Annotated in this window: 13 protein-coding genes and 1 pseudogene; 9 read left to right on the forward strand and 5 right to left on the reverse strand. The window is 72.4% G+C overall.

The window, feature by feature from the left end; translation table 11 throughout:
* Position 1 precedes the first annotated feature (1 nt).
* Positions 2-481: an N-acetyltransferase family protein gene (locus ACQEV1_RS00950; protein WP_433390085.1), complete on the forward strand. Its 480-nt coding sequence runs from the start codon at positions 2-4 to the stop codon at positions 479-481.
* On the opposite strand, the gene ACQEV1_RS00955 is transcribed toward ACQEV1_RS00950, so the two are convergent.
* Genes ACQEV1_RS00955 through ACQEV1_RS00965 form a run of 3 tightly spaced genes read right to left on the reverse strand, consistent with a single transcriptional unit; the run spans position 478 to position 3,913 of the window.
* Positions 478-1,599 carry a sensor histidine kinase gene (locus tag ACQEV1_RS00955; RefSeq protein WP_433390087.1) on the reverse strand — a complete coding sequence of 374 codons (1,122 nt, stop codon included), beginning with the start codon at positions 1,597-1,599 and terminating at the stop codon, positions 478-480. The two genes, ACQEV1_RS00950 and ACQEV1_RS00955, sit on opposite strands and share 4 nt — an antisense overlap.
* Complete coding sequence (locus tag ACQEV1_RS00960) at positions 1,596-2,288, reverse strand: response regulator transcription factor (RefSeq protein WP_285629154.1); 693 nt, start codon at positions 2,286-2,288, stop codon at positions 1,596-1,598. Before ACQEV1_RS00960 ends, ACQEV1_RS00955 begins: the two co-directional genes overlap by 4 nt.
* On the reverse strand, positions 2,282-3,913 hold the full coding sequence (locus ACQEV1_RS00965) for a hypothetical protein (protein WP_433390090.1): 1,632 nt from the start codon (positions 3,911-3,913) through the stop codon (positions 2,282-2,284). Before ACQEV1_RS00965 ends, ACQEV1_RS00960 begins: the two co-directional genes overlap by 7 nt.
* Before the next feature lie 516 nt (positions 3,914-4,429).
* Here ACQEV1_RS00965 and ACQEV1_RS00970 point away from each other — a divergent pair.
* From ACQEV1_RS00970 to ACQEV1_RS01005, 8 genes and pseudogenes are all read left to right on the forward strand, one after another.
* Positions 4,430-5,056 (forward strand): glycosyltransferase family 2 protein, encoded by a 627-nt coding sequence (locus ACQEV1_RS00970; RefSeq protein WP_433390092.1) that lies wholly within the window; start codon positions 4,430-4,432, stop codon positions 5,054-5,056.
* Entirely contained in the window at positions 5,053-5,685 is a 633-nt protein-coding gene (locus ACQEV1_RS00975; RefSeq protein WP_433390095.1) for a TIGR04282 family arsenosugar biosynthesis glycosyltransferase, read from the forward strand. The genes ACQEV1_RS00970 and ACQEV1_RS00975 overlap by 4 nt, the downstream gene beginning before the upstream one ends.
* Positions 5,682-6,296 carry a class I SAM-dependent methyltransferase gene (locus ACQEV1_RS00980; RefSeq protein WP_433390098.1) on the forward strand — a complete coding sequence of 205 codons (615 nt, stop codon included), beginning with the start codon at positions 5,682-5,684 and terminating at the stop codon, positions 6,294-6,296. The genes ACQEV1_RS00975 and ACQEV1_RS00980 overlap by 4 nt, the downstream gene beginning before the upstream one ends.
* Positions 6,266-7,429 (forward strand): molybdopterin-dependent oxidoreductase, encoded by a 1,164-nt coding sequence (locus ACQEV1_RS00985; RefSeq protein ID WP_433390100.1) that lies wholly within the window; start codon positions 6,266-6,268, stop codon positions 7,427-7,429. The genes ACQEV1_RS00980 and ACQEV1_RS00985 overlap by 31 nt, the downstream gene beginning before the upstream one ends.
* A complete protein-coding gene (locus ACQEV1_RS00990; protein ID WP_433390102.1) occupies positions 7,426-7,971 on the forward strand; it encodes a hypothetical protein in 546 nt (181 codons plus the stop codon). Before ACQEV1_RS00985 ends, ACQEV1_RS00990 begins: the two co-directional genes overlap by 4 nt.
* A gap of 38 nt (positions 7,972-8,009) precedes the next feature.
* Positions 8,010-9,632: pseudogene (locus ACQEV1_RS00995) on the forward strand (long-chain-fatty-acid--CoA ligase); the annotation flags it as partial.
* A gap of 33 nt (positions 9,633-9,665) precedes the next feature.
* Positions 9,666-10,355 carry a ComEA family DNA-binding protein gene (locus tag ACQEV1_RS01000; protein WP_433390105.1) on the forward strand — a complete coding sequence of 230 codons (690 nt, stop codon included), beginning with the start codon at positions 9,666-9,668 and terminating at the stop codon, positions 10,353-10,355.
* Between the two features lie 77 nt (positions 10,356-10,432).
* Positions 10,433-11,626, forward strand: a complete 1,194-nt coding sequence (locus tag ACQEV1_RS01005) for an arginine deiminase (RefSeq protein ID WP_285577563.1) — start codon at positions 10,433-10,435, stop codon at positions 11,624-11,626.
* A 15-nt stretch (positions 11,627-11,641) separates the two neighbouring features.
* Here the strand turns inward: ACQEV1_RS01005 and ACQEV1_RS01010 are convergent, their stop codons facing one another.
* Both ACQEV1_RS01010 and ACQEV1_RS01015 read right to left on the reverse strand, forming a co-directional pair.
* Positions 11,642-12,145, reverse strand: a complete 504-nt coding sequence (locus tag ACQEV1_RS01010) for an ATP-binding protein (protein ID WP_433390109.1) — start codon at positions 12,143-12,145, stop codon at positions 11,642-11,644.
* 139 nt (positions 12,146-12,284) lie between these two features.
* A complete protein-coding gene (locus ACQEV1_RS01015) occupies positions 12,285-14,117 on the reverse strand; it encodes a sensor histidine kinase (protein ID WP_285629627.1) in 1,833 nt (610 codons plus the stop codon).
* Positions 14,118-14,142: the final 25 nt, after the last annotated feature.

Genomic DNA, 14,142 nt, shown 5'->3' on the forward strand with positions numbered 1-14,142 from the left:
CGTGGTGACGACGCGCCTGGCGGAGAGCACGGATCACGACGACGCGGTCGCCGTGTGGCGCGCGGCCAACACCGCGCGCGGGCGGCCGCCGGAGGCCACGCGGGTCGACCGGGTACGGGCCAAGCTCGGCGAGCCGGACGCCATCGTGATCGTGGCGGTCGCGTCCGGGCGGGTGCGCGGCATGCTCCTGGCCGAGCCCGGCCGGGACCGCGACGGGCGAGGGCCGCGAGTGGCCGGGCTGTGCCACATCTCCATGGTGTTCGTGCATCCCGGCTGGCAGGGGCGTGGCCTCGGCCGGCTGCTCCTGGAGCGGCTGCGCACGCACGTGGCCGCGCTCGGCGGCACGCGCCTGCAGGTATGGACCGGCGCGGGCAACGAACGGGCGCGGCGGCTGTACCGACGTGCCGGGTTCGCGCCGAGCGGCCGGGTCGCGTCGCTCGGGCCGACGCGGCCCATCGAGCAGTTCGTGCTCGACCTCTAAAGGGGGAGACGGATGACGAAGCGGCAGCCGGTGCCGGCGTTCGACACGCCGATCTCGCCGTCGTGCGCCTCGACGATGCCACGGGCGATGGCCAGGCCCAGGCCCGCGCCGCCGCCCGGCGTACGGGCCGCCTCGCCGCGGAAGGCCACGTCGAACAGCCGGGGCAGATCCTGTTCGGGGATGCCGCCGCACGCGTCGGACACGGTCACGCACGCCATGCCCCGCTCGACTCCGGCGACGACCTCGACGCCGCCGTCCTCCGGGGTGTGGCGGATGGCGTTCACGACGAGGTTGCGCAGGGCACGGCCGAGTTCGGCCGCGTCGGCCTCGACCGGGAGGATCTCGTGGGCCAGGCCGCTGAGCCGTACGCCCTTGGCTCGGGCGAGCGGCTCCGTACCGGCCACGGTGTCGGAGACCAGCTCGGCCAGGCCGACGCGCCGCCGGGACAGGCGGAGCGCGCCCGCGTGGATCCGGGACAGCTCGAACAGGTCGTCCACCATCGCGGCCAGCCGGTCCGCCTCGGCGCGGATCTGGGCGTGGTACCGGCGTACCGTCTCGGCGTCGGCGACGACCCCGTCCTCGAGCGCCTCGGCCATGGCCCGCAGCCCGGCCAGCGGCGTACGCAGGTCGTGGCTGACCCAGGCGACCAGCTCCCGGCGGCTGGTCTCAAGGGTGCGCTCGCGCGCGCGGGCGGTCTCCAGGCGCGCGTAGGCGGCGGACAGCTCGGCTGCGAGTTCGTCCAGCTCGGCCGGCAGCGTACGGTCCGGCGGGACGAAACGTCCGTCGTCACCGGCGCGGCGCACGGAGCCGAGCAGGGCCCGGGTGCCCGCGATCAGCCGGTGGCCGAGCACCAGCGACACGCCCAGCCCGACGAGGCCGGCGATGGCCGTGACGGTCAGGGTCACCGACCGGTCGTGGTCGGTGATCAGCATCTTCAGGGTGATCGTGACGATGCCGGCGACGGTCGCCAGCACGGTCGCCGCCGAGACGACGGCCAGCAGGGTCGTGATCGAGCGGGCGCGCAGGGCGTACAGCAGGCCGACGCCGACACCGCCCGCGACCAGCGCGGCCCCGGCGGCGTACGCGACGACCTCGGCGAACGCGTGGAAAGGGATCATGTCGTGGGCTCATAGCGGTAGCCGACGCCCCAAACGGTCAGGATGCGCCGGGGGACGGTGGAATCGTTCTCGATCTTCTCGCGCAGGCGACGCACGTGGACGGTCACCGTCGACGAGTCGCCGAACTCCCAGCCCCAGACCTTCTCCAGCAGCTCAGCGCGGGTGAAGGCCTGCCGCGGATGCCGCATGAGGAAGGCGAGGAGGTCGAACTCCCGTACAGTGAGCGAGATCGCCCGGCCGCCGATGCGCACCTCGTGCGCGGCGGAGTCGACGGTGAGATCACCATCGTGGATCGTCTCGCCGGTCGGGGCCAGGGCGCCGCGCGCCCGGCGGAGCACCGACCGTACGCGAAGGGCCAGCTCGCGGGGGCTGAACGGTTTGGTGACGTAGTCGTCCGCGCCGGTCTCCAGCCCGACGAGGCGGTCGGTCTCCTCCCCGAGCGCGCTCAGCATGACGATCGGCACGGGGCGGCGTTCCCGCAGCCGGCGGCAGACCTCCAGCCCGTCGATGCCGGGCAGCATGAGGTCCAGGACGACCAGGTCGGGATCGGTCTCGGCGGCGACGCGCAGCGCGGCGTACCCGTCGGCGACACAGTCGACGTCGTACCCGTCACGCATGAGGTAGCGGGCGACGACCTCGGCGACGGTCGGGTCGTCGTCGACGACCAGGATGCGTCCGGTGTTCACCATGGCGACCTCACCAGTGCCTGGATCAGGAGGGCGGTGACGGCCTGAACGAGCAGCGCTCGCCGGGCGGGAGGCCGGTGGACGGCGGCCGCCGCCGTCAACCATGCAGCGTACGGCAGCCAGATCCGCTCCACCTCGCCGCGCGTGACCCCGGACAGGTCGAGCGCGAGCACGCCGAGCAGCGTCGCGGCCGTCAGGACCCCGAACGCGCCTCCGCGGCGCAGCACGTACGGGAGCGCACCGGCGGCCGTGGGGCCGATGATCAGTGCGAGGACGGCGAGATCCCCGACGAGGAAGTAGGCGTAGGGCCGTTCCGACCCGGCGCCCGCGGCCCAGGCGGCGTGGGTGGCGGCCACGCCGTCCCACCAGAGGAACCCGCCCAGCGTGAAGGCGAGCGGAACGACGGCACAGCCGAGGACGAAGGTGACCACGACCGCGCGCCGCGGCCGGGTGAGGAGGAACACCGCGAGCGGCAGGGCGAGAATCGTGACGAGGCCGTAGTTGAGGTACGGCAGGGAGCCGGTCACGATCCCACCCACGAACGCGACCACCAACCGCCGCACGAGGCTGCCCTGACGCGTGCGGGCCGCGGCGGGCAGCCGCTCGCGTGCCGGCCTGCCCAGACGCGTGCGGGACGCGGCCGGGAACCGCTCCCGTGCCGGCCTGCCCAGACGCGGACGGAACACTGCGGGCAGCCGCTCGCGCGCGGGGCCGGGTGCCTGCGCGTCGACCGCGCCGTCCCGAGCGGTTCGTGCCGTGGATCGCCCGTGGACGCCGGCCCACTGGAGGACAGTTATCCACAGCCTGTGGAATGCCTTGTGCCCAACATCCACAGGGCTTGATGATTGAAGTGGGATGGTCCCCCAGGGCGGGTGGGGCGTGTCCTCTCCGGCGGGGGCGGTCGCTTCGGCGGTCAAGGCGACGGCCCACGCTGCCGCGCCTAGGAAAAGGGCGTCCATGCTGGTCGCGAGGCATATCACCGTGGGGGCGAGCACCAGGAAGGGCAGGGCGCGGCGGGCGGTCTCCTCGTCGGCCAGAGTACGGATCGTCATGGCGATCGCGGCGGTCGACGACGTGCCGACCGCGATCACCAGGGCGGCGGCCCAGCCCGGCTCGTTGAGTCCTGTCCACCGCAGTATCCACAGGATCAGGTCCGGCAGCGGTGGATGACCCTTGACGTGTGTCGGGTACTCCTGGAGGTGGCGGGTGAAGCCGCGCAGCCAGGACAGCGGGTGGTCGCCCATCGCGGGCAGGCCGGCGAGATACTCCGTCGGTGCGGTCAGCGGGCGGCTCACGCCGTCGGGCCATTGGAGGACCACGGCCCAGAACGCGGACGCGAGCCAGGCGACGGTCAGGAGCGGCCGCCAGCGCAGCCGCCGGGCGGCCGCGGGCAGCACGGCCACCCCGGCCAACGCGACCACGGCCGCCGGAACGAGCGGGCCGATCAGCAGGCGCGCGGAGGCGTGCAGCGGCGGCACCGGGTCCACGGGGAGCTTCCCGGCCGCTCGCAACGCGGCTCCCACCCCGAAGACGACGGCGACGAAGCCCGCCCAGACGACCGCCCCGCCCGCCGCCCGGCGGTACGCCGGGTATCCCGGCTGCCCCGGCAGGACGGCGTCTTCCCTCAAGACCGCCACCGCGCCGCCCTCGTGTACTCCGCCGCTTCCGCGGTCCGCGCCACCTCGACCACTTCCCCCGCCTCGACTGGTCCCGCCGACCTCGCCCGCTCCGCCGCTTCGAGGGGTCCCACCGGTCCCTCGGCCAGTCCCGCCGACCTCGCCGTTTCCGCCCGCTCCGCCGCATCGAGCGGTCCCAGCGGCCCCTCGGCCGCTTCCCTCATCCCGGCCGGCCTCGCCGATGCCGCTCGGCTCGGCGTGTGAGTCCGGCCGGCTCGGCATCCCGCGGTCTCCGGGTGAGGGCGCGGGGCCACGGGTGGCGCCTTCGGAAGGTGGCGGCTGGTAGCGGGACACGCCTCGACACTAGGGCTGACCAGCCCGTACAGGCCTGGTACGTCATCACTCCGTAAGGGTTTGCGGCGAAGGGCGCGTCATCGCTTCGTAAGCACCCGCACGGTGACCGGCTGTGACGCAACGTCATCATCCTGTAAGGGTCGGAGGAGGGTCCGCGGGCCTAGCGTCCCTCGCATGATCGATGTCGTACTGCCCTGCCTCGATGAGGCGACGGCGCTGCCCTGGGTGCTCGGCCGCATGCCGGCCGGATATCGCCCCATCGTGGTGGACAACGGGTCCACCGACGGCTCGCCGGACGTCGCCGCCGCGTACGGTGCCCGCGTCGTGCACGAGCCGCAACGGGGATTCGGTGCCGCCTGTCACGCGGGGCTGCTCGCCGCCACCGGGGACATCGTCTGCTTCATGGACGCCGACGCCTCGCTCGACCCCGCCGAGCTGCCGAAGGTCACCGGCCTTCTCGCCGGTGCCGCGCTCGGGCTCGGTCGCCGGCGGCCCACGGCTCGTGGCGCCTGGCCGCCGCACGCCCGGCTCGGCAACGCGCTCATCGCCCGCCGGTTCGGGTTGCGGGACATCGGCCCGATGCGGGCGGCGTACCGCGAGCGGCTGCTGGGCCTGGAACTGACCGACCGGCGCTCCGGCTACCCGCTGGAGATGGTGCTGCGGGCCGCGGGGAACGGCTGGCGCATCGCCGAGACCGACGTCGCCTACCACCCGCGTACGGGCCGGTCGAAGGTCACCGGAACGGTCCGCGGCACGCTCCAGGCGGTACGCGACATGCGCCGCGTGCTGGAGACGTCATGACGGAACAAGGCGACCCACGCGGCATCACGCTCATCGTCATCGCCAAGGAACCGGTGCCGGGCCGCGTGAAGACCCGGCTCACCCCGCCGTACACCTCGGAGCAGGCCGCGCTCATCGCCGAGGCCGCGCTCGCCGACACGCTCGACGCCGTCGCCGCCACCACCGCGACGCGTCGCGTGGTCGCGCTGGAGGGACGGCCCGGCGCGTGGCTGCCGCGCGGGTTCGAGGTCATCGCCCAGCGCGGCGCGGGGCTCGACGAACGGCTCGCGAACGCCTTCGCGGACGTCGGCGGTCCCGCCGTACTGATCGGCATGGACACACCGCAGGTGACACCCGCGATGCTCGCCGACGCGGGCCGGCGTCTCAGCGCGGGCGACGCGGTGTACGGACCCGCCGCCGACGGCGGGTTCTGGCTGCTCGGGCTGCGCGACCCCGACCCGCGCCGGCTGCGCGGCGTCCCGATGTCCCGTCCCGACACCGGCGCCCGCCAGCTCGAACGCCTGGACGGGCTCCGCGTCGCGACGCTCGGCACGCTGCGGGACGTCGACACGGCCGGTGACGCGGTACAGGTCGCCGCCCAGGCTCCCGGAACCCGCTTCGCCGCCGCCGTACGCGCGGGAGCACGATGATCGGCCACCTGTACGAGGGTTCGCTCGCCGGCCTCGGCGAGGTGGCGATCGAACACGAGGACGGCCGTACGGAGCGGCTCCCGGTCGGCCAGTGGCGCGACGGGCGGCCCGGCGACGACGCCCTGCTCGACCGGTGCGAGGGGCCGACGCTGGACATCGGGTCCGGTCCCGGGCGCCTCACCGTCGCCCTCGCCGAACGCGGGCTCCCCGCCCTCGGCATCGACGTCACCCCGTACGCCGTGGAGATGACCCGGGCCGCCGGCGGCATGGCGCTGCTCCGCGACGTCTTCGACCGGATCCCCGGCGCGGGGCGCTGGCGGACCGTCCTGCTCGCGGACGGGAACATCGGCATCGGCGGCGATCCGCCGATGCTCCTGCGACGCGTCGCGACGCTCCTCGACCGGACCGGGCGCGCCATCGTCGAGCTCGGCGACACGACCCGGACCGAACGGCTGCGGCTCCGCGACGGACGGCGGGCCGGGGACTGGTTCCGCTGGGCGCATCTCGACCCGGGAGCGGTCGGCGTGTGCGCCGGCGAGGCCGGGCTGACCGTGACGACCATCTGGACGGAGGCTGCGCGATGCTTCGCCGAGCTGACCCCCGACGCCTGATCCGCCGGATCGACGCCGAGTCCGAACGCCTGACCCGCCGGGTTGCGACCGTCTTCACCAGCCGGCTCCACGACGAGCGGACCGCGGCCTGGCTGGGGGTGTGCCTCGGCGTCAGCTTCACCGTCGCGTTCGTCACCGGCCTGGTCAGCCACTTCATGCAGCATCCGCCGTCGTGGATGGTCTGGCCGTCGCGGCCGGTCGGGCTGTACCGGCTCACCCAGGGCGCCCACGTCATCTGCGGAATGGCCACCATCCCGCTCCTGCTCGCCAAGCTGTGGACGGTGTACCCGAAGCTGTGGCAGTGGCCGCCGATCCGCTCGGCGGCGCACGCGGCCCGGCGGGGCGTCGTCTTCCTCCTCGTCGGCGGATCACTGTTCCAGCTGGTCACCGGCCTGTTCAACGTCAACTACTGGTATCCGTTCCCGTTCTTCTTCACCGTGGCGCACTACTGGACGGCCTACGTCGTCTTCGGCGCGCTGCTCATCCACGCCGCCGACGAGTGGGCCAAGGTGCGGGGCCTGCGCCGGCCTCCGCCGCCGTACGGGCCGTCGCGGCGCGGTTTCCTCGCCACGGTCGCGGGAGCCTGCGGCCTCGTCGCGGTGACGACCGTCGGCGAGACGTTCACCCCGCTCGGCGACCTGGCGGTTCTCGCCCCCCGCCGGCCCGGCGCCGGCCCGCAGCGCCTTCCCGTCAACAAGACCGCGCTCGCGGCCGGCGTCACCCGCGGCACCGGCTGGCGGCTCACGGTCACCGGTGCCGTACGACGCGAACTCTCATTGAGTCTGGACGACCTGCGCGCGATGCCCCGGCACGTCGTACGGCTGCCGATCGCCTGCGTCGAAGGGTGGAGCGCCGAGGCCACCTGGGCCGGCGTACGGCTGAGGGACGTCCTGCGCGCGGCCGGCGTCGAGGAAGACGTCCGCGTACGCGTCGAGTCGCTGGAGAAGGCGGGCCTCTACCGGACGTCGCAGGTCGACCCGCCCCACTGGCACGACCCGCTGACCCTCCTCGCGCTCGAGGTGAACGGCGAACCGCTCTCCCTCGACCACGGTTACCCCTGCCGGCTGATCGCGCCGGACCGGCCGGGTGTCATGCAGACGAAGTGGGTCGCGCGGCTGGAGGTGAGCCGATGACGCGCAGGGCGCTCTACGCGGCCGGCGCCGTGTTCGTCGCCATCGGGCTCGCCGGGATCGGCCGCCACGTCGGGGTCGCGGGCTGGGCGCTCTGGTTCGCGGGCGTCGCGGTCGCGCACGACGCGGTGTTCGCGCCGCTGGTCTTCGGCGTGGCGTACGTGACGAGGCGGATGCCGGCGCCGTGGCGCCGCGCGGCCGTCATCGCGGGCACGGTCACACTCGTCGCCCTGCCCGCGGTACTCGGGTTCGGCCGGCGCCGCGACAATCCGTCGGTGCTCCCGCAGGCGTACGGGAAGCATCTTGTCGCGATTGTCATTTTGATCGGGCTTGTAACCGGTGCCGTCGCCGCGCTGAACGCGTACGCTCGCCCCATGGGCAAGGCGATACTTTCGATTGTCGGCATCCTGTTGGCGATCTGGCTGGTCTTCATGGTGATCGGCATGATCATCTCGGCGTTGAAGTTTCTCATCTGGATCGGCTTCCTCGCGGTCATCGCCGCGGTGGTCGTAACCCTCATCAGCAAGATGGCGAAAAGCAGTTAGCGAACCTTGTCGCGTGATGTCGGGTCGCGCATGATTCGGCCATGAATCTCACTGGCATGCTCCGTGAGTGCGCGGCGACACGCCCCGACCAGATCGCCTACATCTACCAGGACGAACAGGTCACGTTCGCCGAGTTCGACCGGCGGGTGGACGAGGTCGCCGCAGCGCTGCGCGCTTCGGGTGTGGGGCCCGGCGACCGTGTCGCCGTGCTCGACAAGAACTCCCTGGCCTGTGTCGAGCTGCTGTTCGGCGCGGCGCGTGCCGGTGGGGTGCAGGTGCCGGTCAACTACCGGCTCGCGCCCGCCGAGATCGCCTATATCGTCGACAACGCCAAGGCGAAGGTCCTCGTCGCCGGCGCCGAGTTCACCCCCGTGCTGGACGCCATCGCCGACGGCCTCCAGCACACCGAGCACGTCATCGTGGTGGGCGAGAGCGACAGATACGAGGAGTACTCCTCGTGGAGCGGGAGCGACCGAGCGAGCGGCGTGGGCGGTGAGGGACGAGCCGCCCACGGAGCGAGTGAGGAGCGAACGCGACCAGAGGACACCGCATCCGCTCATGAGGCGGAGCGGCGCGACGACACCGGTGAGGTGTTCGTCCAGCTCTACTCCTCCGGCACGACCGGCCGGCCCAAGGGCGTCATGCTCACGCACGACAACTTCGCCGCCCTGCTGCCGGTCGTCGACCAGCTCTGGAACCTCGGGCCCGAGAGCGTCGACATGGTCGCGATGCCGCTGTACCACATCGCGGGCTGCGCCCTCGCGGTCGGCGTGGTCTACGCCGGCATCCCCGCGGTGATCATCCGGGAGCCCGACCCGGTCGCGATCGCGCGGGCGATCGAGGCTCACCGGGTCACGCACGTCTTCCTCGTCCCGGCGCTGCTGTTGTTCATGCAGCAGATCCCGCAGGTCCGCGAGGCGGACATGTCCAGCCTCCGGCTCCTGTTGTACGGCGCCTCCCCGATCAGCGACGAGGTGCTGCGCGGCGCGATGGCGCTGCTGCCGGGCACCGGGTTCATGCAGGTGTACGGGCTGACGGAGACGACCGGCTCGATCACGTACCTGCCTCCGGAGGACCACGTGCCCGACGGCGCCCGGCTGCGCAGCGCCGGCGTGGCGGGCCCCGGCGTCGAGCTGCGGATCCTCGACCCGGCCACCGGTGACGCACTGCCCACCGGCCAGGTCGGGGAGATCGTCTGCCGCAGCGCGCAGAACATGCGGGGCTACTGGTCGCTCGACCAGGCGACGCGCGACACCCTGCTGCCCGGCGGCTGGCTGCGCACGGGCGACGCCGGCTACCTCGACGAGGACGGCTACCTGTTCATCCACGACCGCGTCAAGGACATGATCATCTCTGGAGGGGAGAACATCTACCCGGCGGAGGTGGAGAACGTCCTGATGAGTCACCCGGCCGTGGCCGACTGCGCGGTGATCGGCGTGCCGCACGAGAAGTGGGGCGAGACTCCGAAAGCGATCGTCGTGAGCGGCGGCGAGGTCACCGAACGGGAACTGATCGACCACTGCCGCGAGAGGCTGGCGCACTTCAAGTGCCCGACCTCGGTCGAGTGGGTCGACACGATCCCGCGCAACCCGACGGGCAAGGTCCTCAAGCGGCAGCTCCGCGAGCCGTACTGGGCCGGCGAGTCCCGCGCGGTGCACTGAGCCGCCGAGAGCGAAGGGGTCAAGAGGGGGAGCATGGTTCCGTTCCAGCCCGGGTCTCCGCTGCCGCCCGACCGGCTTCGCGCGATCCTCGGCAATGCGATCATGCGCCAGGTCGCGCGCGGCTGGCGGATCGAGTCGCAGGTCGACAGCCAGGCGGTCATGGCCACCGGCGGCGACGTCAACCATGCGGCGCACCTGCTGATCAGCGTGCTGACGTGCGGCGCGTGGGTGCCGGTCTGGCTGATCATCGGCCTGGTCAACAGCGAGAAGCGGGTGGTCATCACGATCGACGGCAACGGCGTCGTGCTGTTCAACGGCCGCCCGGCGCCGATGGTCGCCCCGCCGCCGGGCCGGCCGCGGCGCGGTCCCCGACCGCGCGGCGACGCCAACGCTCAGGCGATCGCCGCCGCCAACATGCGCCGCGAGCTGCGCCGGCAGGCTCGCGAGCACGCCGCGGAGGACCCCGCGCTCGCCCGTGAGCTGCGCATCGGCCGGCCCGACCTGCCCCGGCAGTACGACGACGGCGGGCTGGTCGACGTCAACCACGTGCCGGCGCGCGCGCTGACCATGCTGTCCGGCGTGACCCCGGAGATCGCCGAGCGGATCGTGTCGATGCGCGAGCACGTCGGCGGTTTCTCCTCCGCCGAGGAGCTCGTGGCGACCGCGGACCTGCACCCGGACCTGACACCGGAGATCAAGGAGTACGGCATCTTTCTGCCATGAGCAGGTGGGAAAGTCCATGAAAGATGCCGACTGGGCGAAAACTCACGGCTTCACTTAGGGCGACTAAGCTCGCAAATGTGACTCATGCCTACCGTGTCGACAGTGAGGTCGGCCGCCTGAGGACGGTGCTCCTGCACCGTCCTGGCGCTGAGTTGAGGCGGCTCACGCCGCGGAACAATGACCAGCTCCTCTTCGACGGCATCCCGTGGGTCGGCCGCGCCCAGCAGGAGCACGACGCCTTCGCGCAGGCGCTGCGGGACCACGACGTCGAGGTCCTCTACCTCACCGAACTGCTCCAGGACACGCTGGAGTACCAGCCGGCGCGCGACGAGGCCATCGCCGGCGTGCTCGACGACCCCCGGCTCGGCGACCAGCTTCGCCGGATCCTGGGGGCGTTCCTCGGCGACCTGACGCCGGAGGGCCTGACCCAGGTGCTCGTCGCCGGTCTCGCCCACGAGGAGCTGAAGACCGGCCGGGGCCTGGTCTACCAGCTCATGGACCGGCACGACTTCGTCATCGACCCGCTGCCGAACCTGCTGTTCACCCGCGACTCCAGCGTCTGGATCGGCGACCGGGTGGCGGTGACGAGCCTGGCGATGCCGGCGCGGCAGCGCGAGACCGCGCTCACCCAGCTGATCTACCGGCACCACCCGAGGTTCGAGCACGCCGCGCCCGTGTACGAGCCCGCCCTGGAGCACCTGGAGGGCGGCGACGTGCTGCTCCTGGCCCCGGGCGTGCTGGCCATCGGCACCGGAGAGCGGACGACGCCGGCGGGTGTCGAGCGGCTGGCCCGGCAGGTCTTCGCCAGCGGGCTGGTGCACACCGTGCTCGCGGTGCCGATCGCCCAGGACCGCGCGACGATGCACCTCGACACGATCTGCACGATGGTCGACGTTGACAAGGTCGTGATGTACCCGGCCGTGGCGTACTCCCTCACCGCCTACACGGTGACCAGTGAGAACGGCGACCTGCGGGTGTCGCGCGCCCGGCCGTTCCTGGAGGCCGCCGCCCAGGCCATGGGCATCGACCGGCTCAGCGTGATCGACACCGGCCTCGACCCGGTCACCGCCGAACGCGAGCAGTGGGACGACGGCAACAACACGCTCGCGGTCGGGCCGCGGCTGGCGGTGGCGTACGAGCGGAACGTCGAGACCAACGCCCGGCTGGAGGCGGCGGGCATCGAGGTCATCCGGATCGAGGGCAGTGAGCTGGGCAGCGGGCGAGGCGGCCCGCGCTGCATGTCCTGCCCGGTGCTGCGCGACCCGGTCTGAGCCGAGCCGCGCCGTTCAGTGGGTCGGCTGGTCGATCAGGCTCTGCGGGGGATCGGCCGCCGAGCGGCCGTTGCTGGTGTGCGGGGAGTGGAGGGTGGCCCAGACGGTGGTGCCGTCGTCGTCGTGGAGGACGCCCCAGCCGTCCGCGAGGGACTCGACGATGCCGAGGCCGCGTCCGCCGAGTGAGGACAGCGTGGCGCGGGCACGCCGGGGCTCGGTCATGGCGCCGCCGTCGCTGACCGCGAGCTGGATGAGATCGCCTTGGCGGGTCCACGCGACGCGTATGTCGCCGGAGGGCAGGGGGCGCGCGTGCCGCAGAGCGTTGCTGATCAGCTCGCTGACGATCACAGCGGCGTCGTCGGCGATGTCCTCGTACACCCCCGACTCGAGCAGCTCCGCCGCGAGACGCCTGCGGACCATCGACACACTCGACGGCGCATGCGGCAGGAATACGACGCTCGACGCCCTCACCTCCCCAGGGGGCGCGGAACTTCTCCCGGACACTCCCCGTAACGTCACTCCGGTACGACCGAAATGCCCAGTTAAAGCGGTCGGAAACCCTGCCACAGGAATCTATTGCCAACACAACGAGCAACGGTGACCTCGACCGCGCACGAAATGATGGCGTAGATAGGCACAGAACGTCCAGTATGACCGACTACTGTGCGTGGTCGACACGGGGGAGGGTGAACCGCATGCAGGTGCCCGGAGCGTCCGGCCTGGCGTGCGCGGTGACCTCTCCGTGCTGGGCACGGGCGAGTCTGCGCACGATGTAGAGCCCGAGCCCGAGACCGCCGAACCGGCGGCGGTCCCCCGCCTCACCCTGGACGAAGCGCTCGAAGATCCGCTCGCGGTCTGCGGCCTGGATGCCGACCCCGTCGTCTTCGACGGTGACAACGATCAATTCGTCCTCGGCCCCCGCGCGTACGGTGACCGTGCCGCCTCCCGGGGAGTACTTCACGGCGTTCTCCAGGAGCTGCCCGACGATGATGTCGGTGGCCATCGCGTCGCCGAGTGCCGCGGGCAGCTTCTCGTCGATGACCAGCTCCAGCGTGTGCTGCTCCGACATCCCGCGGAACCCCTCGACCGCGCCGCGCAGGAGGCGGTCCAGGTCGAACGGCTCGTTGGTCACGTCCAGCCCGTCGGGCACCGTACGGGAGTAGAGCAGGTTGTCCACCAGCTGCCCGAGCGTCTGGGCGCGCTCGGCGATGATCGCGACCGCCTGCCGCCGGTCGGCGTCGCCGAGCTTGTCCCACCGGTTGACGAGCGTGCGGGCGAACCCGTGCACGACGGTGATCGGGGTGCGCAGCTCGTGGCTCGTCATCGACAGGAACAGGTCCTTGGCGGCCTCCAGCGACTTGGCCTCGGTCACGTCGCGGAAGTCCACGACGATCTCGTCGTGGTCCTCGATCTCGGAGTACAGCACGTTGAGCCAGGTGCCCGACTCGACCTGGATCGTCGGCTCCGCGTCCGGCGCGGGCAGCGCGAACGGCAGCGGCCGGCCGATCACCTCGTCGGCGTCCATCCCGGTGATCGCGCGGGCGGCGGGGTTCCACTGCCGGACGATGCCGTCGCGGTCGAGCACGGCGATGCCGTCGGCGCTGGCCTCGATGACCGCCCGCTCGTGCTTGCGCTGCTTGACCACCTCGGCGTAGCTCACCGCGTTGCCGACGACGACCCCGGCGTGGCCGGCGAACAGCTCCAGGAGCTCCAGCTCGATGTGGCCCGCCCTGTGCCCGGAGAACAGGGCGTAGAGGGCCCCGTACGGCCGGCCGTGCACGGTGGAGACGCCGAGCGCGATCGTGTGCAGGCCGTCCAGCTCCGACCAGATCAGGTCACCGAGGCTGCGCGTGTCGGCGGTGGCGAGCATGACCGTACGGCCGGAGCGCAGCAGCTCGCCGACCAGGCTCGTGCGCAGGTCGGAGGTGACGCCGCGCAGGCGCTCCGGCAGGCCGCTGATGCTGACGAGCCGCAGCGTGCCGGTGGCCTGCTCGATGAGCACGAACCCGGCCGCGTCGGCGCCGGTCAGCTCGATGACGCTGTCCGCGACCCGGTCGAGGACGGCGGACAGCTCACGCTCGGCGTTCAGGTCGGCCACGACGTCGTTGAGCCGCCGTACGAGGCGGATCCGCTCGGCCGCCTGGTGCTGGACCGCCTCGTCCTCGTCGGCGGCCCGGTAGAAGCCGACCCAGCCGAGCAGCTCGTCGTCGTCGGACCGCATGGAGCTCACCACGGCGCGTACCTCGAGCAGGCGTCCGTCGCGGTGCAGCCGCCGGGTGGCGAAGGAGATGTGCCCGCCCTCGCGTACCCGCTCGAGCACGGCCCGGTGCTCGGCGGTGTACTCCTCCGGAACCGTCCGCAGCGGCCGGCCGATCGCCTCGTCGGCGGACCAGCCGAACAGCCGCTCGGCAGCGGGATTCCACAGGCGTACGGTCAGGTCGGGCCCGAGCGCGATCATTGCGTCGGCGGCCGAGGCCACGGCCGCGCGCATCGTCGCGTCGGAGGTGTCCACGGGG

The sequence above is a fragment of the Actinoallomurus sp. CA-142502 genome (genome assembly GCF_050936355.1).
In the GTDB taxonomy this organism is placed as follows: Bacteria; Actinomycetota; Actinomycetes; order Streptosporangiales; family Streptosporangiaceae; genus Actinoallomurus; species Actinoallomurus iriomotensis.

Bases quoted from the DNA above. Each gene is read 5' to 3' on its own strand.
- ACQEV1_RS00970 (WP_433390092.1), top strand. From the start codon at position 4,430: ATGATCGATGTCGTACTGCCCTGCCTCGATGAGGCGACGGCGCTGCCC.
- ACQEV1_RS00990 (WP_433390102.1), top strand. From the start codon at position 7,426: ATGACGCGCAGGGCGCTCTACGCGGCCGGCGCCGTGTTCGTCGCCATC.
- ACQEV1_RS00980 (WP_433390098.1), top strand. From the start codon at position 5,682: ATGATCGGCCACCTGTACGAGGGTTCGCTCGCCGGCCTCGGCGAGGTG.
- ACQEV1_RS01015 (WP_285629627.1), bottom strand. From the start codon at position 14,117: ATGCGCGCGGCCGTGGCCTCGGCCGCCGACGCAATGATCGCGCTCGGG.
- ACQEV1_RS00975 (WP_433390095.1), top strand. From the start codon at position 5,053: ATGACGGAACAAGGCGACCCACGCGGCATCACGCTCATCGTCATCGCC.
- ACQEV1_RS00955 (WP_433390087.1), bottom strand. From the start codon at position 1,599: ATGATCCCTTTCCACGCGTTCGCCGAGGTCGTCGCGTACGCCGCCGGG.
- ACQEV1_RS00960 (WP_285629154.1), bottom strand. From the start codon at position 2,288: ATGGTGAACACCGGACGCATCCTGGTCGTCGACGACGACCCGACCGTC.
- ACQEV1_RS01000 (WP_433390105.1), top strand. From the start codon at position 9,666: ATGGTTCCGTTCCAGCCCGGGTCTCCGCTGCCGCCCGACCGGCTTCGC.
- ACQEV1_RS00985 (WP_433390100.1), top strand. From the start codon at position 6,266: ATGCTTCGCCGAGCTGACCCCCGACGCCTGATCCGCCGGATCGACGCC.